Origin of the sequence: Pseudomonas sp., from assembly GCF_048265905.1 — a bacterium.
Taxonomy (GTDB): domain Bacteria; phylum Pseudomonadota; class Gammaproteobacteria; order Pseudomonadales; family Pseudomonadaceae; genus Aquipseudomonas.
On sequence record NZ_JBLXAP010000017.1, the window covers coordinates 23,721 to 45,953 of the forward strand.

17 protein-coding genes are annotated in these 22,233 nt (G+C 56.4%); 7 read left to right on the forward strand and 10 right to left on the reverse strand.

Annotated features, from left to right (window positions below):
* Positions 1 to 7: 7 nt before the first annotated feature.
* The 4 genes from ACN0UH_RS17810 to ACN0UH_RS17825 form a co-directional block, all read right to left on the reverse strand.
* Complete coding sequence (locus tag ACN0UH_RS17810; RefSeq protein ID WP_417663310.1) at positions 8 to 757, reverse strand: SDR family NAD(P)-dependent oxidoreductase; 750 nt, start codon at positions 755 to 757, stop codon at positions 8 to 10.
* The gene (locus tag ACN0UH_RS17815) at positions 711 to 1,184 is read right to left on the reverse strand and encodes a MerR family transcriptional regulator (RefSeq protein ID WP_417663311.1); all 474 of its coding nucleotides are present in this window, start codon (positions 1,182 to 1,184) and stop codon (positions 711 to 713) included. The genes ACN0UH_RS17810 and ACN0UH_RS17815 overlap by 47 nt, the downstream gene beginning before the upstream one ends.
* Before the next feature lie 97 nt (positions 1,185 to 1,281).
* On the reverse strand, positions 1,282 to 6,786 hold the full coding sequence (locus tag ACN0UH_RS17820) for an AAA family ATPase (protein WP_417663346.1): 5,505 nt from the start codon (positions 6,784 to 6,786) through the stop codon (positions 1,282 to 1,284).
* 158 nt (positions 6,787 to 6,944) lie between these two features.
* Positions 6,945 to 7,619 carry a response regulator transcription factor gene (locus tag ACN0UH_RS17825; RefSeq protein ID WP_417663312.1) on the reverse strand — a complete coding sequence of 225 codons (675 nt, stop codon included), beginning with the start codon at positions 7,617 to 7,619 and terminating at the stop codon, positions 6,945 to 6,947.
* A 423-nt stretch (positions 7,620 to 8,042) separates the two neighbouring features.
* Here ACN0UH_RS17825 and ACN0UH_RS17830 point away from each other — a divergent pair, with 423 nt between their 5' ends.
* Complete coding sequence (locus ACN0UH_RS17830; protein ID WP_339515204.1) at positions 8,043 to 9,800, forward strand: PAS domain S-box protein; 1,758 nt, start codon at positions 8,043 to 8,045, stop codon at positions 9,798 to 9,800.
* An 11-nt stretch (positions 9,801 to 9,811) separates the two neighbouring features.
* Here the strand turns inward: ACN0UH_RS17830 and ACN0UH_RS17835 are convergent, their stop codons facing one another.
* Positions 9,812 to 10,747, reverse strand: a complete 936-nt coding sequence (locus tag ACN0UH_RS17835) for a LysR substrate-binding domain-containing protein (RefSeq protein ID WP_417663313.1) — start codon at positions 10,745 to 10,747, stop codon at positions 9,812 to 9,814.
* 385 nt (positions 10,748 to 11,132) lie between these two features.
* Here ACN0UH_RS17835 and ACN0UH_RS17840 point away from each other — a divergent pair, with 385 nt between their 5' ends.
* The 5 genes from ACN0UH_RS17840 (at position 11,133) to ACN0UH_RS17860 (ending at position 15,291) form a co-directional block, all read left to right on the forward strand.
* Positions 11,133 to 11,522 carry a response regulator transcription factor gene (locus ACN0UH_RS17840; protein WP_417663314.1) on the forward strand — a complete coding sequence of 130 codons (390 nt, stop codon included), beginning with the start codon at positions 11,133 to 11,135 and terminating at the stop codon, positions 11,520 to 11,522.
* A gap of 230 nt (positions 11,523 to 11,752) precedes the next feature.
* Positions 11,753 to 12,955, forward strand: a complete 1,203-nt coding sequence (locus ACN0UH_RS17845; protein WP_417663315.1) for an NAD(P)/FAD-dependent oxidoreductase — start codon at positions 11,753 to 11,755, stop codon at positions 12,953 to 12,955.
* Between the two features lie 63 nt (positions 12,956 to 13,018).
* A complete protein-coding gene (locus tag ACN0UH_RS17850; protein ID WP_417663316.1) occupies positions 13,019 to 13,285 on the forward strand; it encodes a transmembrane sensor/regulator PpyR in 267 nt (88 codons plus the stop codon).
* 152 nt (positions 13,286 to 13,437) lie between these two features.
* On the forward strand, positions 13,438 to 14,274 hold the full coding sequence (locus tag ACN0UH_RS17855) for an alpha/beta fold hydrolase (protein ID WP_417663347.1): 837 nt from the start codon (positions 13,438 to 13,440) through the stop codon (positions 14,272 to 14,274).
* Between the two features lie 93 nt (positions 14,275 to 14,367).
* Positions 14,368 to 15,291, forward strand: coding sequence for an MBL fold metallo-hydrolase (locus tag ACN0UH_RS17860; protein WP_417663317.1), 924 nt, complete (start codon positions 14,368 to 14,370; stop codon positions 15,289 to 15,291).
* A gap of 120 nt (positions 15,292 to 15,411) precedes the next feature.
* On the opposite strand, the gene ACN0UH_RS17865 is transcribed toward ACN0UH_RS17860, so the two are convergent.
* From ACN0UH_RS17865 to ACN0UH_RS17885, 5 genes are all read right to left on the reverse strand, one after another.
* Positions 15,412 to 16,218: an energy transducer TonB gene (locus ACN0UH_RS17865; protein ID WP_417663318.1), complete on the reverse strand. Its 807-nt coding sequence runs from the start codon at positions 16,216 to 16,218 to the stop codon at positions 15,412 to 15,414.
* A gap of 8 nt (positions 16,219 to 16,226) precedes the next feature.
* Positions 16,227 to 16,670 (reverse strand): protein TolR, encoded by a 444-nt coding sequence (tolR, locus tag ACN0UH_RS17870; RefSeq protein ID WP_087515083.1) that lies wholly within the window; start codon positions 16,668 to 16,670, stop codon positions 16,227 to 16,229.
* A gap of 10 nt (positions 16,671 to 16,680) precedes the next feature.
* Complete coding sequence (gene tolQ, locus ACN0UH_RS17875; RefSeq protein ID WP_417663319.1) at positions 16,681 to 17,388, reverse strand: protein TolQ; 708 nt, start codon at positions 17,386 to 17,388, stop codon at positions 16,681 to 16,683.
* A 133-nt stretch (positions 17,389 to 17,521) separates the two neighbouring features.
* Complete coding sequence (locus tag ACN0UH_RS17880) at positions 17,522 to 19,447, reverse strand: phytase (protein ID WP_417663320.1); 1,926 nt, start codon at positions 19,445 to 19,447, stop codon at positions 17,522 to 17,524.
* Between the two features lie 106 nt (positions 19,448 to 19,553).
* Complete coding sequence (locus ACN0UH_RS17885; protein WP_417663321.1) at positions 19,554 to 22,079, reverse strand: TonB-dependent receptor; 2,526 nt, start codon at positions 22,077 to 22,079, stop codon at positions 19,554 to 19,556.
* Here ACN0UH_RS17885 and ACN0UH_RS17890 point away from each other — a divergent pair.
* Positions 22,074 to 22,223: a hypothetical protein gene (locus ACN0UH_RS17890; RefSeq protein WP_417663322.1), complete on the forward strand. Its 150-nt coding sequence runs from the start codon at positions 22,074 to 22,076 to the stop codon at positions 22,221 to 22,223. The two genes, ACN0UH_RS17885 and ACN0UH_RS17890, sit on opposite strands and share 6 nt — an antisense overlap.
* Positions 22,224 to 22,233 lie beyond the last annotated feature (10 nt).

Here is a 22,233-nt window from a genome sequence, read left to right on the forward strand (position 1 = left end):
TGACTGTCTAGACCTGGCCCAGACCACCGTCCGCACAGAGATCAATACCAGTGACGAAACTGCTTTCGTCACTGGCCAGAAATAACGCAGCAGCAGCCAACTCCTCGGGCCGTCCCAGGCGACCCAGCGGAATCATCGCGCCTACACTATCCTCGAAAGCCTCCAGGTTCTCTGGCGCGATGCCCATCTTGCCAATGATCGGCGTCTTGACCGGCCCTGGACTCAGACAGTTGACTCGGATGCCCCGGTGCTTAAGGTCATACGCCCAACTACGGGCGAAAGAACGCACTGCAGCCTTGGCCGCCGCATACACACAATGGCCTTCGAGCGCCTTGAAATGCGCGATTGAAGACACCAACACAATGGCTCCACCGTCGCTCAGCAGCGGCAAGGCTTTTTGCGTGGTCAGAAATACACCACGCACATTGATATCGAATTGGCTGTCGAATTGCTCCAGAGTCACCGCCTCAAAAGGCGCGGGATGAATGACACCGGCATTGGCCACCAATACATCGATGCGGCCATGCAGTTGACCAACTTGCTGGTAGAGACGCTCAACATCATCAGGGGAGCTGACGTCCGCACACACTGCCGTGGCCTGCGCGCCTATGAGCGCCACAGCATCATTGAGTGCCAACTCACGGCGCCCGGTGATCACCACCTTGGCACCTTCCTCGGCGAACCTTTGGGCGATGGCTAAACCAATGCCGCTACTGCCGCCGGTTATTACTGCTACTTTGTTGTTCAACTTGCCCATCGCTAACTCCATTAATACCTTGGTATTCGAGATCAAGCCCATCACTGGCTTGCTCATCGGTGTGCGTGGAAGTATCGGAATCGGCGTAACGTTGAAGTCGGTCGAACAAGCGCTGGCGACGCTCGGACAGCTGTGCAATCAGGCTGTCCAAGGCGCCCAGCTTCTCCATGTGCTGTTGCAGGCACTGGCGAAAATGTTCTGAACCTGGCTCGCTATCCTCAAGGTAAGTGAGCAGTCCCTGTATTTGCCGCGTGCCGAAGCCGCAATCGATTAGCTCGCGAACCCACAAAACCCGCTCTACGGTCGCCTGACCATATTCACGGTAACCATTGTCTTGTCTGGTCGACTCAATCAGCGCCTGCGCTTCATAGTGACGCAAGGCCCGGTGGCTCACACCGGTCCGCTTTGCCAGTTGTCCAATTCGCATGATGTCCTCCACCAAGACACTCTAAAACCCTGACACTAGTGTTAGGGTCAAGCACTAAACTCTGGAAAAATATCAAGCCTGTGGCTCAGGCTCGGTGCTAATACGCAGGCACACTTGAGGCCATTGGCAAGGTGAATTGAACAACAGCCCCGCGCGGCAAATTGGCACCCGCCCACAAACGCCCGCCATGGGCATCAATGATCGAGCGACAGATCGATAACCCCATCCCCAGGCCAGTCGGCTTGGTGGTGTAGAAGGGTGCGAAAACATGCTCGGCGTTTTCCTCGGCAAAGCCGGGGCCAGAGTCACGGACGATCACCAGCAGATTGCCACTATCATCCTGGCCGGTACTGATGTTCAGCTCTTTGACCTCATCAGCGACGTCACTCATTGCCTCAAGCGCATTAATAATCAGGTTGAGCAGTACTTGCTGAAGCTCGACCAAGTCGCCATCGATCAGTGGCAGTCCGCGAGTGAGTTGCGCCTGTACCAAGGCACCACTTTTGTTGGCCTGGCCACGGGTGAACTCGATCATTTCATGAACCGCGACATTGATATCGACCAAGGTCTTCTGCGGCGCCTCTTTCTTGATCAACCCGCGAATCCGGCTGAGCACTTCAGCAGCCCTGTTGGCATCGTTGATAATGCGCCCCAACACCTGCTCGACCTCACCCAGTTCGGGCGGTTCGAAACGCAACCAGCGCAATGCCGTCTCGGCGTTGGTGACCGTTGCCGCTATCGGTTGATTGACCTCATGCGCAATCGAGGCTGCAAGCTGGCCCATGGTTGCCACACGATTGGCGTGTGCCAGCTCGGCCTGAACTTCACGATAACGGTGCTCGCCTTCGCTGGCTTTTTGCTCCGCCAGCTTGCGCTCGGTCAGATCAAGTACAAACGCAACACCCTCATTGTGACTGGCCTCAAACGAAGCCAAACCGAGAATAACCGACAACAGGCTGCCGTCCTTTCGAATGTACTGTTTCTCGAAGGGCTGGACATGTCCGGTCTGTATGGCTTTTGCCAGGGCGTTTTCACTTTCTGCTCGTGACTCAGGCGGAGTCAGGTCGCGCCAGCCTATGTGGCCTGACACAAGTTCTTGGCGCTCATAGCCCACCATGCGCAGAAAAGCATCATTGGCCTCAATGATCTCGCCATCAGTGTTCCACACGATAATACCGATGATATTGGCGTCCACCAGCCGCCGGATCTTGGCTTCACGTTGTTCGACACCACGATACAGCCGTGCGTTATCCAGTGAGATCGCCGCTTGGGATGCCAGTAGTTTGAGTACCGCGATACGTGCTGGACTAAATACCTCGGCGGCGAGGTTATTTTCCAGATAGAGCGCACCAATTAACTTGGCCTGGTTCATCAACGGCAGGCAGAGAATCGAGCGGGCACGGTGCTCGCGAATATAAGTGTCACCTGCAAACTGCAACTCAGCGACTGCATCATTGAGACACAGGTATTGGCCAGTTCGCAGTACCTGATTAAGGATCGAGCCTGGCAAAAGTGATGCGCTAATCGGCACATCGCGCAGCATCATCTGCGTGGCGTCCTGGCTGGTTGTCGCTTCCGCGGCGACCCGCAGCTCATCATCGCTCGACAGGATCAGCACACCGCGTTCTGCGCCAGCTTGCTCAATCGCTGTGCGCATGACCATGTCGATCAGCTTTTCCAGCACCAACTCACTGGATGCCGCCTGCGCAACCTTGAGTACAGTCGCCAGATCCAGGTGTTCAACCGCTGCGGCAATGGTGGTGGTTGGACCGGGCGCGGGTATATCTGAACGCAGAAAGGTGTATTTCGCTTCAAGCTGGCGGACCTTGCCATCGGCCCCCCAGCGCAAATAGGCATAGCGCGCGTCTTGCATATATACGCGGGCGACTTTGAGCAACCCGCGCCCGGCATAAAATCGCGCAGCAAGCTCGTTAGCCATCGCCTCGATGTGGACAAACGAAGCTTTCTGCGCCAGGTCTATGGCGTACTCATAGAGTTGTTCAGCATCGACCACACGCTCCTGGCAGCGGGCGATTTCAGCAGCCACCAAGGCAACCCGACTGGCGAAGTTCTCAGGGCATTGCTGCGCCCAGGTCTGCAACTGCAAATGATGCTCGGCCATGTCAGCCAAGTACTGTGCTCTGACATCGCGAGGCGCATGCGCATGCGCAAAAGCTGAAGCCATCGCCAACGCCGCATAGAAATAGTACTCAGCCTCTTCATAGAAGGAGGAAGCGACCCAGAGCAGTGGCTGTGCCTTCGCTGCCGATGCAAGGGCTGCGACGTTGTCTTCAGCCAAATAAAGTGCCTGTAGTTTGCGTATCCAGTACCAGCAGGTTGCAAGCGCTAGATCCGGGTTGGCACACAGATGGGCCTCGATTTCACGCTCACTGAATTGCGCACTGTCGAAATAACCAAAGGTCGGCGTCAAGCCACGGAGCATCCGCACCAGCGCTAGTTGAGTGTTGATAAAGTCTGTGACGAGGCCAAATCTGACCTTCTTGGCGTAAGCAAGGCCGCGCTCAGCCTCGCTTTGCACATCACACAAGCGCTCGCCAGAAAAAATAAGGTCGGAGTTCAGAGCATTACCGGCGTAAGCTCCATAAGCCAGATCACCGACGCGATTGGCTGCAACAAACGCACGCTGCAACAGTTCACGACACTCCCGCACCGGTTTCATCCAACGCGCGACAAAGATCGAAAAACACAAATAGGTGCTGGCCTCGAAGCGCTTTAGCCCGCGCTTCTCGACCAATTCGCAGCCCAGTTCGCCGAAGCGCAGACCCGCTTGGTAATCACCGAAACGCCGTCCAGCCACCCGGCCTACATTGGCGTAGAGCACGCATGAGGCGTCACAGTTGCCACGTTCCAGGCTAAGACTGACCGCCTTGCAGATCATCAGGCTGGCCAGGTTGGCGTCACTCTGCAATGCTGGTGCAAACAACTTGCCCAATGCATCCAGGGTCACCAAAGACGCAGCGTCTTCCATCAGCGGTAGATCAATCAGCGACGCTATGCTCCGGTCGCCAAGGCGCAGCCAGATCTGATCGTATTCGCGGCGCACCTCGTCATCATTTGGGTGAGCCGACCAGTCAATGTCAACATGACGCAAGTAATCGAGACAGACCGCAACTGCATAGTCGCTGCGATCTAGCAGTAGGTAGACATCCATGTGCAGACAGGTGATTTGCCCACGCTCCACCGTTGTACGAGCCTGCTCCATCAGCGCCGCCAAGCGATGATCTGCCGCAACCAATTGCCCGGTTAAAAATTCGCATTCGGCGCGATTGAGCTCAAGGGCAAAGCTCAGTTCATGCTGGCGTGTCCAGCAGTCAGCCGCCAGCAATTCGACACCAGCAGCAAAATACGCGAGTGCCGACGCATAGGCGGTCGATGCCTTGGCACGCAGACCGGCGAGCAGGTTGAAAGCCGCCAGTTGTTCTCGCTCGGATTGCTCATTGATCAATGCGGCGCCGCGATTGAGCTGCCCGACAATCTCAAAGATTGCTTCCTCTTGCTGGCCCGGCAGCGTCTGAGCTGCGAGCAACCTACCAATTCGCAAGTGCGCCGCGGCACGCTGGGGGGCGGAAATCAATGAATAAGCGGCTTCATGAATCCGGTCGTGAGCAAAGTTGTAGCCCTCAGCCGAACGCTCGACCATTTCTTGGCGCACCGCTTCCCACAACACCAACTGAACCTGTTCTGGCGAGAGTTTCAGAACCATCGCCAGAACAGGTGTCTCGGCCACGTTACCGAGACAGGCCAGTTGTTGCAGCGCCTGCTGTGTTGCCAGCGGCAGACGCGTCAATTTGTTAACCATCAGATCGACAACATTGTCGGTGTAGCCCTTGGCATGGATGTGCTCAGGCTCCCACTGCCAAGCGCCTAGGCGATAGTTGAAAGTGAGCAACTCACCCTCGACCAATGCCTGCATAAACTGAATCACAAAAAACGGATTGCCGGCAGTTTTCTCGTATACCAACTGGGCCAATGTATCGATCTGTTCTGGCTGGCAATGCAAAGCGTCAGAAACCAATTGCTTAACGTGCCCGGGCGTCAATGGCATCAGCCTGATTTCATCAATCCTGACACCGGCATTGCGGATTGCCTGCAACTTGGAGGTCAGCGGATGGATGACATCAATTTCGTTATCCCGATAGGCACCGATCAGCAGCAAGTGGCGCAGATCCGATTGCACCAGAAGGCTTTCGAGCAAATCAAGTGTGGCTATATCCAGCCACTGCAAATCATCAAGGAACAGGGCCAGCGGATGCTCGGGCTGGGCAAACACGCCGATAAAGCGTTGAAACACCAACATAAACCGGCGCTGTGCCTGCTGCGGCTCAAGTTCGGGAACCGCTGCCGGTTCACCAATAATCAGTTTCAACTCAGGGATCAGGTCGGTCATAAGCCGCGCATTGGGTTCCAGCGCCCCCAGCAGCCTGACGCGCCAACTGGCCAAGTCGGCTTCGGACTTACCCAACAGAGCGCGCACTAGGCTCTGGAATGCCTGCACCAAGGTGGAGTAAGGAATATCGCGCTTGTACTGGTCAAACTTACCAGAGGCAAAAAGCCCACGCGGCGGCACCAGCACCTTATGCAACTCATTGACGACAGATGACTTGCCGATTCCCGAATATCCGGAAACCAGTACCAGTTCAGGCACACCCTTGGTAACAACTCGGGAAAACGCACTCACCAGAGTGTCGACTTCTTGCTCGCGCCCGTAGAGTTTTTCAGCAATCAGCAAGCGGTCAGAGGTGCCGTGTTCGTCGAGGACAAATTCGTTGATGCTCTGCTGGTTCTGCCATTCGGACAAACAGCGACGCAGATCCTGCTCGACACCGGCGACGGTTTGATAGCGATCTTCCGCTGTCTTGGCCAACAGCTTCATGACGATCAAGGAGAGCGCAGCCGGGACGGTTTCGACTCGCACGTTGGGCGCCAAGGGCTTCTTGGCAATGTGGCAGTGCACCCACTCCATGGCATCGACTGCGGTAAAGGGCAGCGAACCGGTTAGCATCTGATAGAGGATAACGCCGAATGCGTAAAGATCGCTGCGTGAGTCTATCGAGCGGTTCATCCGTCCGGTTTGCTCAGGCGCCATATAGGCGAGGGTACCGGCGATGGTTTCAAGCGGTTCCGGGGCCTGCTTTTCCCGGGGTATTCGCGACGCAAGGCCAAACCCGGTAAGACGCGCCTGGCCGTCGTCGCAGTTAACCAGTATGTGCGCTGGCTTGAGGTCCTTGTGCACCAGTGTGCGCTGATGCAACCTGCCAAGTACCTCTGCGATGGTAATGGAAAGGCGCAAGAACTCGCCTATTTCCATGGGTGCGACCAGCAACCGCGAGAGCGGCTCGCCGCCGGGATCATGCAGTATCAGTGTGATCTGGCCGCCATCGCGAACCAGTTCTACTGGTTTGAGCGCCCAGGCCTCGTCCAATTCATCCTTGAGGCTGAACTCATGAATGAGCCGATCAAGGCAGGCAGGAGCTGGCTGTTCGGCAGTGGGGCGCATCGTCAGAATGCCGTAACGCCCAAGCGGTCCCGCGCGCCACTCGCGACAGAGTGCGCGCTCGCCGTCGTTAAACAATACTTGCAGTCTGTTATCCATCAACATCGGACCATTGGTAGACGTTTATCTGCCGCAAGCGGCTGACATGCTGTTCGTGATACGCCCATATCATCCTGAACAGGGTAGACCGCAAAACCACTGGCAACGCCAGCTCGTATCAATCTGACAATAGCCTCAAGGCATATTCAGGGTGACGCTTGAGCCTGCGGTTTGACGCCCAGGGTTTCAGCCTTTCTGACCAAGTCAGCCACCGAGCGCACCGCCAGCTTTCTCATCACCTGCCCGCGATGAACCTTCACGGTAACCTCGCTGAGATTGAGCTCATAGGCAATCTGTTTGTTCATCAACCCAGCCACAACGAAACCCATGACTTCTCGTTCACGGGCCGTCAACGAGGCATAGGCAGCCTGCAATGTGGCGATCGACTGTTGTGATGCAAGCCGTTGACCATCTTTCACTAGAGCAGCAGAAACAGCATCCAGCATGTCCTGATCACGAAACGGCTTGGCAAGAAAATCTACAGCCCCAGCCTTCATTGCTTTTACTGTCATGGCGATGTCGCCATGCCCCGTCATGAATACGATGGGCATCTGTACCCCGTTCCGCTCAATCTGCTCCTGAAAGTTAAGGCCGCTTTCGCCCCGCAGCCTGACATCAAGCACCAAACAACTCGGTACATTGCCCTTGGGGAAATCCAGAAACTCTTGCGACGATTCAAAGGTTTCCACCTGCAGGCCGATGGAGCGCAATAGACCGTCAAGAGCCATTCGCATCGAGGCGTCGTCGTCGACCACGTAGACCACGGGTCCTTTTTGCTCGGCAGAACCTTGGGTCGATTTTGAATGGGACCACGAACTCATCTTGCCTCCTGTCTCTCGGCCAGCAACACGCGGGGCATTCATACCCAAGAACTTATCCCAAGGCATTGCACCCGGCAATTAAGCGGGATACCCGCAAAACCCGCTATAAATAAAGCACAACACCTGCGCTTGAACTCAGGCCAGCCGCGGCCTGAAGCACTCATGAAGATTCCCGCTATTGGCAGTTTGCCGCTTTTCCCTCGACAGCGCGATGCCCACACGACCTAAGTATGAATCAGGCACACCTAAGTATAGTTACGTCACTGTTTGCTGGAACTTATGCTGCTGGCTAATTTGCGGTTTATATCCCGTACATGCCCTTTGCGTTGCGCTCGAAACGCTCTTGCGTAAACGCGCACGTGCCATGCCACAGCTGTTGGATCAGACTTCACAGGCGCCATGCACACGACACGAGAAAACTTTTTGCGCCGCGGTTCAATCGTCTTGGCGGGTGCCATATTTATTATTGATACGGCAACCTCCCTGACCATTGCCGTGGCAGTGCTATATGTCACGGTAATTCTGATGTCAGTCGCCGCCTTCAGCTACCGGGGTGTGATGGGTATCACCATGGGTTGTATGTCGCTGACCGTCGCCTCCTTCTGGATTTCCCATCCAATATCACCGGCCAGCCAAGCCTTCACGCGTTGTTTGGTCAGTTTAATTGCGATTAGTGTCACGGCCCTGTTCGCACTCCGGAACAAAGCCGCCAACGACGAATTGCATGTTCAGCTCAGCCAGTTATCGCAAACCCACGACGCCATCATGATCCGCACCCTGGAGGGCGCGGTGACTCACTGGAACCGTGGCGCGGAAACGCTTTATGGCTGGAGCCAAAGCGAGGCCATCGGCAAGAACCTGGTTGAACTGATAAGGCTCAAACCGCCGCAGCCGCTGGAGGAAATAATAGCCACGGTGCTGCAGACAGGTAGTTGGGAGAGCGAATCCGATACCTTCAGGCGTAATGGAGAGCGGATTACCGTCGCCAGCCGCTGCACCTTGCTGCGTGACAAACGTGGCAAGCCGGTAGGCATTCTGGCGACACACAACGATGTCACTGAACGCAACCAAGCCCTAAAAGCACTGCGCCGTAGCGAGGCATTCCTGGCAGGTGCGCAACGCATCAGCCGTACCAGCAGTATCGGGATTAAAGTGCCGGGAGGGGAAATCTATGGCTCAGAAGAAGCGCGACGGATTCTTGAGTTTGCCGAAGGTGAACGGCCCTCGCTACTGAGCTTGGTGGACAAGACCCACCCGGAAGACAGAACGATCATTGAGCAAGCGATTCGGGATGTACTGCGAGACGAGCCCAAAATCGACCTTGAGTATCGCTTGCAGATGGCCGACGGGCGTATCAAGTATGTGCATATGCTCACTCACCCAGTACGCGACTGTAGCGGCAACCGCGAGTACGTCGGCGCATTGATGGATGTAACCACCAGCAAGCTTGCCGAAGAAGCACTGCATCGCTCACAGATTGAGTTGGCGCACATCACACGAATCACAACACTGGGCGAGTTGGTCGCCTCCATCGCTCATGAAGTCAACCAGCCACTTGCCGCGATGGCGGCCAATGGTGAAGCAGGTCTGCGCTGGCTGGAACGCGATTATCCAGATCTCAGTGAAGCAGGCATTTGTATTCAACGCATGTTGACCGAAGCCCGTCGTGCCAGTGAAGTGATACTGAGAATTCGCGCACTGGCCAAGAAAGACGACCCGCAATACAGGACACTGGATTTGCGGGAGGTGGTGGAAGAGTCACTGGCGCTGATGCGTGCCGAAGCCAAGCACCATAATGTGCGGCTGTCAGCAGTACTGCCAAACACCTGCTTTCTGGTGCTTGGCGACCGGGTTCAGCTGCAACAAGTCATCATCAACTTGATAATGAACGCGATGCAGGCCATGGCAGGCCAGGATAAAAAGCGCCGCCTTGGTGTGCAGCTGCGTTGCTCTGCTCAGGGAGAACCTTTATTGGCCGTAGTTGACAGCGGGCCGGGTATCGACCCTTTGTTGCTGCCTGATATTTTTGAACCCTTCTTTACCACCAAGCCACAAGGTATGGGGATGGGCTTACCCATCTGTCGCGCTATCATCGAAAAACACGGCGGCAGGATCTGGGCCGACTCGCATGCCACGCAAGGCGCAACCATTTGTGTGTCCTTGCCACCCGCCACGACCTGAAGCCCCAGAATTCAGGCTACCGCCAAGGCAACGCAAGAGGCTTGCTGTTGGCTGAAGTAACGATGAACGCAAGCCCGTAACCAGCATTCACGTGGATCGTTATGGGTTGCCCCACGCCACGCCATGGACAGCTCCGGTGTTGGCAATTTCAAGGGTGGCAACTCAGCCCGGATTCCATCGACACGGACCATGGCAGCCGCTACATAATCCGGCACAAGTGCAAGCATGTCGCTGCCCGCGAGCAAGGCCGGCAATGCGCTGAACTGTGGTACGGCTAGCACCACCTTGCGCTGGCGACCTACTCCGCTCAGGGCATGATCGACATCGTCAATAACACTGCCCATCGAGGACACAACCACGTGTGGACGTGTGCAGAAATCATCCAATGTCAGCGCGCTTTCGGATAAGTCTGCACGCAGCAACATCGGTTGCATCGAGCGCAGTCTCTTGCAATGAGCGCTGGCCGGTAAGTCCTGAACAAAGCTGGTACCCACGGATATTTCGCCCGAGGTCAGCAGTTGAGGCAATTGCCGATGATCCACCCGACGTACCACCAGAGTGATGTTGGGCGCCTCAAGACGTATGTAACGCATCAAGCTTGGCAGCAATGCGTACTCAACATCGTCGGAAAGCCCGATATGAAAGGTGTCCTGACTGGTCGAGGGATCGAAGGTCTGGGCACAGCTCAAGGCTACGGCGATACCGTCCAGGGCAGGCGCCAGGCGTGCGTGAATCTCCTCGGCACGAGCTGTCGGCTCCATGACCCCGCCGGTGCGGATAAACAACGGATCATTGAACATCGAACGCAGTCGGCCCAGCGAGCTACTGATGGTGCCCTGACAGAGGAACAATTTCTCTCCAGCACGGGTGACATTACGTTCATGCATAACCGTCTCGAAGACAACTAGCAGATTGATGTCGGCACGTCGCAGATCATTTCTGTTCATTATTTTCGCCGCCTGGGCTGGGTTAGTGGATTGGTACCCTGATCGCTGCGTACTGCGCGTAAGCGCAGCCTAGCGATGTGGTTCAAGCCTATCCAGGCTGCCGCAAAAGGTCTGTTGTACCTCGGTTTAACAAGAGTATCCATTGAGTGCGCGCGCCTGTACCTGGGTATGGCTGGCGCCATCAAAAGCACCCGCTACGCCTCAGGACAGAGCGCTGGGCAGGCATATCAGCCAAGTTCGCAGCCGCCCAACACAGCAGACAGCGTGGCCTGCATGGAAGGTTCTAGACGTTGATCTGCATGCGGTATACCTAGGTATACTTCTCCGTCCTATGAGACGGCGTATCTTGCAATCTCAACAGGCGCCGTCACGAGCGACCCACATAATGCAAACTACTCAAACTCGCTGTACGGCCCTTATTGCGGTTGTCGATGACGACGAGCCCATCCGAGTCGCGCTGGAGAGCTTATTGCGCTCCAGCGGTTATCAGGTCAAAAGCTATTGCAGTGCCTTGGACTTTATAAATTCAAATGGTCCGCGGGAAACACACTGCCTGATTTCCGATATTCAAATGCCCGGGATGAGCGGTGTTGAAATGCTCGAACATCTTAACGCCCAAGGCTTCACCATTCCGGTGATTTTTATTACGGGTTATCCAGGTGCAGCACCTTGCATCACGGCAGATACACCCCAGCTGGTGGCGTGCCTGCCCAAACCTTTTGCTGCTGACAAACTACTCGGCCATATCGAAGCTACCCTTCAGGCAAAGCGCTGAGCGATCAGCCGCGCACGCGACAGATACCTTCGTATAACTCCCTACCACTGACGCATACCCCTGATACCCCTATGTAGAAGTGTGTTCGCCAGGCCCCGCCAATACGATAAATCCAGAGCAGACGATTCGCCGTAGCGAGCATGGGCTCCTGTATTTCGGCGCCAACACGTCGTCCTGCCGGCCCTGAAAAAACTTCAGGGCCATTGGCCACTTCTACTGAGGAACAAATCATGAAACAGCAAATATTGGTCATTGGTGCGGGGTTTGGTGGTGTATGGAGTGCATTGAGCGCCGCTCGACTATTGGATATGCACGGCCGTAACGATGTAGAGATCACTCTGCTGGCGCCTCAAGCGGAGTTACGTATTCGTCCACGCTTCTACGAAACTGATGTCCACACCATGTTCGCGCCGCTTGATGCGCTGTTCGACACCGTGGGCGTGCGTTTTGTCAAAGGCACAGCCGAGCATATCGATGAACTCAGCAGAACGGTTGGCTACCGTGATGAGCACGGCGGCCAAGATGCGTTGAGTTATGACCGCCTGGTGCTTGCAGCTGGCAGCCAATTGTCGCGTCCGCCGGTGCCTGGCCTGGAAGCCTTTGCGTTTGATGTGGATGAAATTGAATCGGCCGCACGCCTGGAAGCACATCTTAAATCCCTGAAGGACCAGCCTGAAAGCATTGCCCGCAACACGGTGGTGATCGCCGGTGGTGGATTTACCGGCATCGAAACCGCAACAGAAATGCCGGCTCGCCTACGTGAGATTCTCGGGGAAAGCGCCGCGATTCGCGTGATCATCGTCGACCGTGGCCCACAGATCGCGGCTGCCATGGGTGATGAGATTCGTCCATCCATCGTAGAAGCCTCGGACCACCTCGGTATCGAATGGGTACTCAACGCCACAGTTGCAGCGGTAGACGCCAACGGCGTAACCCTTGCTGATGGTCGTCACATCGAGAGTCATACCGCGATCTGGACTGTGGGTTTCCGCGCCAGCAAGCTGACTGAACAGATGACCAGCGTGCGCGATGCCCAAGGCCGCCTGCATGTTGACGAAAACCTCAAGGTAAGAGGCCAGCAGCATATCTACGCTGCAGGTGACGTTGCTTATGCCGCCACCGATGACATGGGCAACTTCGCCGCCATGTCCTGCCAGCATGCAATCGCTCTGGGCCGCCATGCAGGCAATAACGTTGCGGCAGACCTGCTCGGTGTAGCGCCAACCCCTTACCAGCAACCCAAGTACGTCACCTGCCTTGATCTAGGCGCTTGGGGCGCGGTGTACACCGAAGGCTGGGATCGCCAGGTCAAGCTGATCAAGCACGAGGCCAAGGAGCTCAAGAGCCAGATCAATAGCATCTGGATCTACCCGCCAGCTGCAGATCGCGCCACGGCGTTGGCAGCTGCAGACCCGATGATTCCTGTCGCCTGAACACACTCTCAACAGAGCGTCCTTTGGGGCGCCCGCCGAGCAACCCTTTGAGGGGCATTGGCTATGTTCGCTTTCTTCGAGTCTCCCCGGCGCGCACTCAGGCTGTCCAGTTACTTGCTGTTTTGCGGCATGACCATGCTGGTGGTTGGCGTGCTGCTGGCCTACGGACTGAGTGCATACCTATCGATCACCATTTTGGTCGTGGCTCATCTCATGACCATCCTTGGGCCAACGCTGCTCAAGCTCGGCTATGTATTGCGCCTGCAAACACATTACCGCTTGAAGCTGCGGCTGCATCAGCGAAGCAGCCTCGCAAGGAGTACCCCATGAGTCATTCCAAGGGTTTCGCACCCAGCAACCCAGAGCGGCGCGACTTTCTGCTACTCGGTTTGAGTACCGCAACGCTGGCCACCTTTGCCTCGGTGCCCTTCGCCGCACTCGCCACAACACTCGCTTCAGAGCCCAACCAAGGAGTCATGACCATGAACACTGTGACCACCCAAGACGGTGTTGAAATTTTCTACAAGGACTGGGGCCCCAAGCACGCCCAGCCCATCATGTTTCATCATGGCTGGCCGCTTAGCAGTGATGATTGGGATAACCAGGCCTTGTACTTCGTAAACCTTGGCTATCGGGTCATTGCCCATGATCGCCGAGGCCACGGCCGATCCTCCCAGGTCAGCGACGGCCACGACATGAACCACTACGCGGCAGATGCTGCAGCCGTGGTGGATCATCTGGATCTGCGCAACGTTGTGCATATAGGTCACTCAACCGGCGGCGGTGAAGCATTGCGCTATGTCGCCATGTATGGGCAAAAACAACGGCGCGTGGCCAAGCTGATCCTGATCGGCGCAGTTCCCCCGCTCATGCTCAAAACACCAGCCAATCCCGGGGGGCTTGGTATTGAGGTTTTTGACGGTTTCCGCCAGCAACTGGCCGCCAACCGCTCGCAGTTCTATCTGGATGTTGCCAGTGGCCCCTTCTACGGCTTTAACCGCCCAGGCGCCAGCGTTTCGCAAGGCATGATTCAAAACTGGTGGCGACAAGGCATGAACGGTTCGGCCAAGGCTCACTATGACGGCATCAAGGCATTTTCCGAGACTGACTTTACCGAGGACCTTGGAATGGTCGACGTCCCGACCCTGGTCATGCACGGAGACGACGACCAGATAGTGCCCATTGCCGACTCTGCACTCTTGTCGAGCAAGCTGCTGAAAAACGCTTCACTCAAGGTCTTTGAAAAGTATCCGCATGGCATGTGTACCACCCACGCCGATGCAATAAATCCCGAGCTGCTGAAGTTTATTCGCAGCTAGCCAAGATGCTGTGCTCAACCTCTGTCTACAGCCTGCTGTAGGCCGGGCGGATTTTTCACTTTTGATTCTGCACCCATGCAATGGAGAACAACCATGACAATGCATCAGATCCAAACCCCAGCGGTCACCGGTGAAGCAGGCTTTGAAGAGCTTGTGCCTTCGCGCTACGCCCTACGGGTTGGCGATATTGACGTGCTGGTGGTGAGCGACGGAGTCCTGCCCCTGCCGACCGAGACGATGTCCACCAATGCTGACCCAGCTGCACGCGCGGCCTGGTTTAAAAACATGTTTCTAGGCCCGGAAGCATTTGACTGGGCGCTGAACGTACTGGTGGTGCGCAGCGGCGAACAAACCATATTGGTTGACGCTGGTCTGGGCGGCCAATTTCCTGGATTCCCGCGCGCCGGGCAATTCCCCAAACGCCTGGAAGCGGCTGGTATTGATCTTGGCTCCGTGACCGACATTATCATCACCCACATGCATATGGATCATATTGGCGGACTGCTGGTCGACGAGGTGAAGAACCGCTTACGTTCAGATGTACGCATCCACGTTGCAGCTACCGAAGTCGAATTCTGGAAGTCCCCGGACTTCTCTTTGACCTCGATGCCGGAACCAGTGCCTGAGGTGCTGCGCTCAACAGCCGCTGAATTCATCAAGCAGTACCAAAGCAATGTGCGCACCTTCGACGATGAATACGAGGTCGCACCCGGGGTGCTGGCAAAACTCACAGGTGGCCACACGCCCGGGCACAGCGTGGTCTACGTCAACTCCGGCGGCCAACGCTTGACCTTCGCCGGTGATGCCCTGTTCCCCGTCGCCTTCGAACACCCTGATTGGCACAATGGTTTTGAACATGACCCTGAAGAGTCAGTCCGCGTTCGCGTGCGTCTGATGCAAGAAGCCGCAGCCAGCGGCGAGCTGTTCGTGGCGACGCATTTGCCATTCCCATCTGTAGGGCGGGTGGCTGTCGAGGGCAATGGCTTCCGTTGGATTGCAGCCTTCTGGGATTACTGATGGTCTTGGCCTCTGCCTTACCGCTCTCCCACATCAGCAAGGCAGAGGCTGCACAAGGATCGGTAAGACCTCCAGCGAATGTGTACTTGAACGCCACATGCAAATGCGCCCGAAAAAAGGTCACTCAATCCGGTAATGAAAGGTGTTTTTCACCCCGTCCACTGCAACCGCTTTGCCGTTTTCCAGACGAGGTTGGTAACGGAAGGTTTTAGCGGCAGAGAGTGAGGGCCGCACAAACAGCGGATGACAATCGCCGATAACTTGTGGGTTCTCAACCCTGCCTTGGGGATTGACTCGGTAACTGACGGTGCAGTCGCCTTCGATGTTTTTGTCCAGGGCGCGATCAGGGTAATCAGGCGCGGCCTTGGCAATTGGCAGGTACTGGCGGCTGGCAGCCGCAGCCGCTTCAGCCTGACGTGCACGCTCAGCGGCGGCCGCCGCCTGACGCTGACGCGCTTGCTCTTGGGCCAAACGTTGCTGCGCTTCAGCTTCGCGACGCGCCAATGCTTGCTGCTCGGCAATGCGTTGTTGTTCACGTTGTTGCGCACGTTGCAGTTCGCGCTGACGTTCTTGCTCAGCCACTCGTTTACGCGCCAACGCAGCTTGCTCCAGCTTCTGTTGCTGAATGCGTGGATCCGGTTTCGGTGCTTCGACTGGTTCAATCGGTTTAGCTGGCTGCACCGGCGGCACAATCATCGGCTCGGGAGGAGTAATAATGTCCGGCACAACAGGCGCAGGCAGGGTAATCAGTTGAGTGGTCAAGGTGCGCACCTTTGGCGCATCGGGTGTATCACTGGGCCATTGCGCCAGCAGCAGTGCCAAGACCAGCGCGTGCATACCCACAGCAACACCGGCCGCCATAAAATTCCGCCAACCGCTCGCATTGGATAAGCGCGACAAGCTAAAACTCTGGGTCGCAAACATCATAGCGGCACTCACTGCGGCGCCTCGGTGATCAACCCAAGGTTTGTGACCCCGCCCTGCTGCAACGCGGCCATACCGGCTACAACCCGTGAATAGTCGACAGCGCCGTCGGCACGGATGTACACCTGTGTGTCGCCTCGCGCGGCGAGCAGTTCACCGACTTTGGCCGTCATCTCCTGCAGATCAACCGCGCTGTCGCCACGGCTGTCGATATCCAGCTCTGGGCCAAGATTCCAGTAGTAACCTCCGTCGGCCTGCACCGAAAGCGTCAGAACCTGCTGCTGGCTATCGCTAGGTAATGCCTCTGCAGCGACCTTGGGCAATTCGACCTTAACCCCTTGCGTAAGCATCGGCGCGGTCACCATGAAGATCACCAGCAGCACCAGCATCACATCGATGTAAGGCACCACATTCATCTCCGCCTTGGCGGCGTATTTGCTTTGAGGTTTACGCATGACGCTCTCCTCAAGCAGCCTGAGACAGGTTCGGCGCAGACTGCAGCTTGCGTTGTAAACGACTCTGCAACTCGTTGCCAAAGGCGTAGAAACGCGAGCTAAGCGTGGCAACTCGGGCGGCGAAACGATTGTACGCAACCACTGCCGGAATCGCAGCGAAGAGGCCAATGGCCGTGGCGATTAGCGCTTCGGCAATCCCCGGCGCAACGGTTGAAAGTGTTGCCTGCTGGACCTGAGACAAACCGATGAATGAATTCATGATTCCCCACACAGTGCCAAACAAGCCGATATAAGGGCTGACCGAGCCAACAGTGGCCAGGAACGGCAAGCCTTTTTCCAGACGCTCTTCCTGTTCGGAAATCGCCACCAACATGCCGCGTTCAACGCCATCGATGAGTGCATCCGGGCTAGCGCCAGGCTGGCGTTGCAACTGAGTGAATTCTCCGTAACCTGCGCGGAATATATGCTCAAACGCAGCATCAGCATCGGCGTGTTCAGCCCCGTCACGGTATAGCTGAGTCAGGTCGCTTTGCTGGCGAAAACGCTTGATAAAGTCTTTCTGCAACCGCTCGCAACGCCCCAGCAACAGGCTGCGCTGAATTATCAGATACCAACTGGCCAACGAGGCAACCAAGAGGATCAGCATGACCAGCTTCACCAAAACGCTGGCATCGCCGATCAGGCTCCATACCGTCATTTGTTCGAGAGTGTTATGCATGATGATGCTCCTGTTCTTGCGTACCGCCCAATGCATGGCGGCTGTCTGCCCTTGACCTCTGCTGCCAGCAACTGAGGCCAAGGCCGTGAAATATTGGCTATTTGATTACGCGGCGATTACCGGCTGATGACAGTCACTGCAATTGCAGCGCCTTGGCCACTTCGCTCCAGGGCACAAACTTGAAGTTCTGGGTCGTCTCAGGCATGCGCTTGCGGCCGTCTTGCACCACCAGCATGCCTTTACTCCAAGGGCCACCAAGGTTAGCGGAGGTGACTTCCAAACCATCAGTTTCAGAGGCACCATCAATGCCCAGCGCACCGTTGAGGCCAACCCGCATGGCGCCACGAATCGCGTACGGTGGTGCGGAATCGAGCACCACATAGCTGTCATTGCCTTGGCTGGAAATCACCAGATAGCCTTGGTCGTCTGCCTGATAAAGCGCGACACCCTCGACATCGGCCTTGAGTACATCACCCACCGCCAGCACGGATGTCAGCTCCGTAGCACCGTCTGCGCGCGCATCCACCGCCCACACCCCGACATCTTCCTCACCGAGGAACAAGCTCTGCTGGCGATCATCGGCGACGCAACCTTCTGGCTGGCTGGCAACGGCAAAGCGCCGAACCAGATCACCTTCTATTTTGCCGCTGGCATCTTTAAGGCGGTATTGCAGGAAGCTACCGTCCTTGTCATTGGCGAAGGCATACAACTCACCGGTATCTGGCTTGAATAAACAGATGCCGTAGATTTCGTTAAGCGGGGTCGGTATCTCGCCCGCCTCAGTAATCTTCCCGCTGGCGCGATCAATAGCGAACAAACTGATGCTGTTGTTATCGCGGTTGCTGGCCACGGCCAAGTCGATCATTCGTCCGGCCAGATTGAAGTTGGCGCGTACATCGACATTGTTCAGCTGCCCGACTGGCAGCTCTTGCAGCAACTTGCCGTTAAGGTCGTAAGCCAGCAGCCCCTGCTTCTTGTTGGTACCCAGAACACGCGACAAACTCGGCTGGGTTGGATGCACCCAAATTGCCGGATCATCCGCCGCATCCCCGTGTCGCCCAACAGGTTCGGTCTGACGCAGGGCAGCAACATTCGCCAGCACAGGCGCGGTGTTTACCGGATCGGGTCGCCAGTTCAGTAGCCCTTGATAAACGCGACCACTGGCGTCGTCCTGCACCAGCACCTGCAAGCCATCTGCGTTGGGTTTGGCAGCTAAACGTTCTGGCGCCTGCACATCGGCTAACGCCATGCTGGCCACCGATAACCAACGCTCATCCTGTTGCTGATAGAGGTGCAACTCGCGCGCTTCGTGATCCAGCGCCAGCAGACCTCCGGGAACGCTGGCCATCGCGCCAGCGGATGCTTTAAGGCTGCCAAAAGGTTCGCGCATATCCACCGGCAAGCGACTGACATCGGCTTCTGGGTGTGCGGGATAAGCCCACAACCCAACGTTCTCTTCATTGACGTACAGCAGGTTGGCGCCGTCATCAGCCTGACAATATTCTGCCTGCGGCGGCAACGGTAAGCGACGGACTCGCTCAGCGCTGGCATTCAAGCGACTGCCTGTACCCACCAGCCACTGCTCACCTCGGCCGTCCTCGCCCAGTAGAAACAGGAACAGGTTGCTCGCTTCGTCGCGGTACAGGCATAAGCCATCCACGGCATAGTCTTGAGCAGGCAGTAATAACGGACGTCCCCACTCACGACCCGCAACGTCGAGTCCGACCAACGTGGCTTGCTGGGTGGCGTTATTGATACTGGCGACTATCAATTTCTCGCCAGCCGTACGGCTGTCCAAGGTTGAATAATTACCCGGCAATCGTGCCAGCTCATCGCCTTTATCGTTGAACAACAGCAGGCCGCGGGTTTCGCTCGCTGCAATACGTAAATCAGCGGCGGCGGGAACGAAACGTACATCCTCAGCCTCGACTTGAAACACCGCATCCCAAGGGCCCAGCGCTACGTCTGGATCAAGGCTAGCAGCCTGAGTTGGTATGCGTTCGCACCCTGTCATAGCGAGGGCTGTGAGCAACAGGGAACAGCTAAACAGCGAATTCATCGATCGGTTTGTCCTTGTAATAAAGCGTGGCCGCGTCTCAGGGCGAGCCGCTCTCGTCCACACGAAGAGAGCGCCATCGATGGAGAGCGACACAGCACGTCGTGCATCAGAAATTGGTGTAGGTCAGGCCGAGCTTGTAGGTTGGGCCGTACTCTTCGTACTGCGCGTTGTAGGAGCGGCTGCCGGTATAGACGTAATAGTTTTCGTCAGTGATGTTCTGCGCTTCGAAGCGCAGTTGCAGGCCTTTGGTCAGAAAGTAACCGGCGCTAAAATCGACGAACACTTGGTCATCAACGTGCTGGTCATGCGCCTTGTCGTCAATGCTCGCCACCTCGAACAAATAGTCGGATTTGTAGTTGGCCGACAGGCGCAGGCTGAGCTTGTCATCTTCCCAACCGAGCATCAGGTTGCCGATGGTGTCGGACTGAAACGGCAAGTCGATGTCACGCGAACGGTTACCGCCAGTTGCAGCATCATTGCCGCTGATCGTCGCCTCAGAGCGACTGAATGTGGCGTTGGCGCCCAGCAACAGACCGTTCCAAGGAGCTGGCAACCAGTCGAATTTTTGTGAGTAGGCTAACTCCAAGCCGTAGAGATCTGCGCTGTCGCCGTTGGCGAAGGTATTGGCCTCGGCAAAATCGACCCAGGCACCGGTGCCGGACAGGTCGGCGTTGTACACAAAGTTGTCGATGTCTTTGTAAAACAGAAAAGCCGACACCACCCCAGCCCGCCCAAGATAGTGCTCGATGCCGAGATCAAAGTTACGCGACTCCAGTGGGTCAAGCTCTGGATTGCCGAAGCTGGCTTCGTCGCCATCAATTACGAAGCCCGGAGCCAACTGGCCAAAGGTCGGCCGCACCACCGAATGGGTTACGGCACCACGCAGTTGGGTGTTTTTATCCAGCTGATAGCGCAGGTGCAGACCCGGCAACCAGTTGTGGTACTCGTTCTTCGAATTGATGGCTTCATAGTCGCCATCACGCAGGCCCGTGCCTTTGGCATCGAACTTGGTGCCCTCATAACGAACGCCGACAATCATGCTCAAGTCATCAATATCGAGGGTATGCATCAGGTACGCCGAATCAATGTCTTCGCTCATTTCAAAGTCATTAACCCGCGACTCTTCCTCGTTATAGAAAGTGTTGCGATCAAGGCCAGAGATCAGATCCTCAATCCTGTCGGCAGACAATCCCGGCCCGAAGTGGTCAAGGCTGTAGTCAACATTGCCCTTGCTGAACTGGTCCATGTTCAGTTGATCGTCACTTAAGCCGAAGTCAGCGAAGTCTTCATAGGTCCAGATATTGGTGTCGTTATCCTTGTCGCGACGGCTGATCTTGCCGCCGAATTTAACTTGCGCGGCGTTACCTGCCAGGTCGTAGTCGCGCGCAATGTCGAGCTTGATATTCTTTTCGGTGTCCTCGGTGTTTTCCTCGGCCCACTCCACCTCATCAAGCGTGAAGTTGCTGGGGTCATAGAAGCCATCAGCAATATTCAGGTGCGGCTTTTTTGTACCACTAAAACCAGCACCGCCAAAGTCATCAAGGCCCTCAAATACTGCGCCACCGATGTGCCCTGGCGTGTCTTGATTAGCTTTGCTGTAGCCAGCCTGGCCCTGCAGCGTCCACTGGCCAATCAAGCGCTCACCACCAAACACATACGACTGGATTTCCTGGGTTTCTTCGCGGTCTTTCAACTCGCGCCAACCCTCGGCATCACCGCTTTCGCCTGCAAGCTGGGCGTCTGCAAACTCAACCCCGGCGGCGTTGCGGGTTTCGGTGTCTTTGAAGCGGCTGTAAAGCGTGCGCAGGTAATAGCTTGAGTAGTCGTCTGGGCGGTAGTCGAAATTCAAACCCAGGCCACTGCGTTCGCGGCGGATATCGTAGTCACGCTGCTCGAACTGCTGCAACCGATCGCCATCGGAGAAATCCCAGTCGCCGCCGGTTTCAACGTTGTCCGAGCCAAAATCACGTTGCTGCCAACTGAACGCTGCGGCAACACCGAAGTTATCCACACCATCGCCCAAGCTGAACAGGTCACTGATTGCACCCGAGAATTTGGGGCTGGTTTGATCGGTGTTGTCGTCATAGCTGGCTTCACTGGTGCCGGTATAAAACAGCCCTTTGTGATCGAACGCAGATAAGCTCTCAACCTCAATTGTGCCGCCCAAGGAGTTGGCGTCCATATCAGGCGTCAGGGTCTTGACCACTGACAGCGACTGCACCAGCTCAGCCGGTAATACATCAAGCGCCACTGCGCGACGATCACTGTCTGGCGAAGGCACCAGCGTGCCGTTGATGGTCACGCTGTTAAGGTCCGGCCCCAAGCCACGCACGCTTACAAAGCGCCCCTCGCCCTGATCGCGTTCAACAGACACGCCAGGCAAGCGCTGCACGGCCTCGGCGGCGTTCTGGTCTGGCAACTGCGCGACACCATCAGCATGCACAACGCTCTCAATCTGATCCGCACGACGCTGCTCTTTCAGTGCTTGATCCAGGCTGGCCGCCTGACCCACAACATTGACATGCTCAGTGCCAGTCTCCGCATTTGCCCACAATGGTGTAAAGGCCACGGCCAGCGCTAAGGCGCTGACATGAAAACCCACACGACGGGCATTGAGTTGGTGCTTATGCATACTGCTCTCCCAGATAAGCCTGCTGGCCGGGTATTGCCCGGCGACCTGCAGCGCAAGCTAGGAGTGCGGCGTGACAGTTACATGACAAACAATCAGCACAAGGCGCTAAATACCTGGCTTGGCTGGCGTTTTGAGCTGAAATGACCTGACTTAA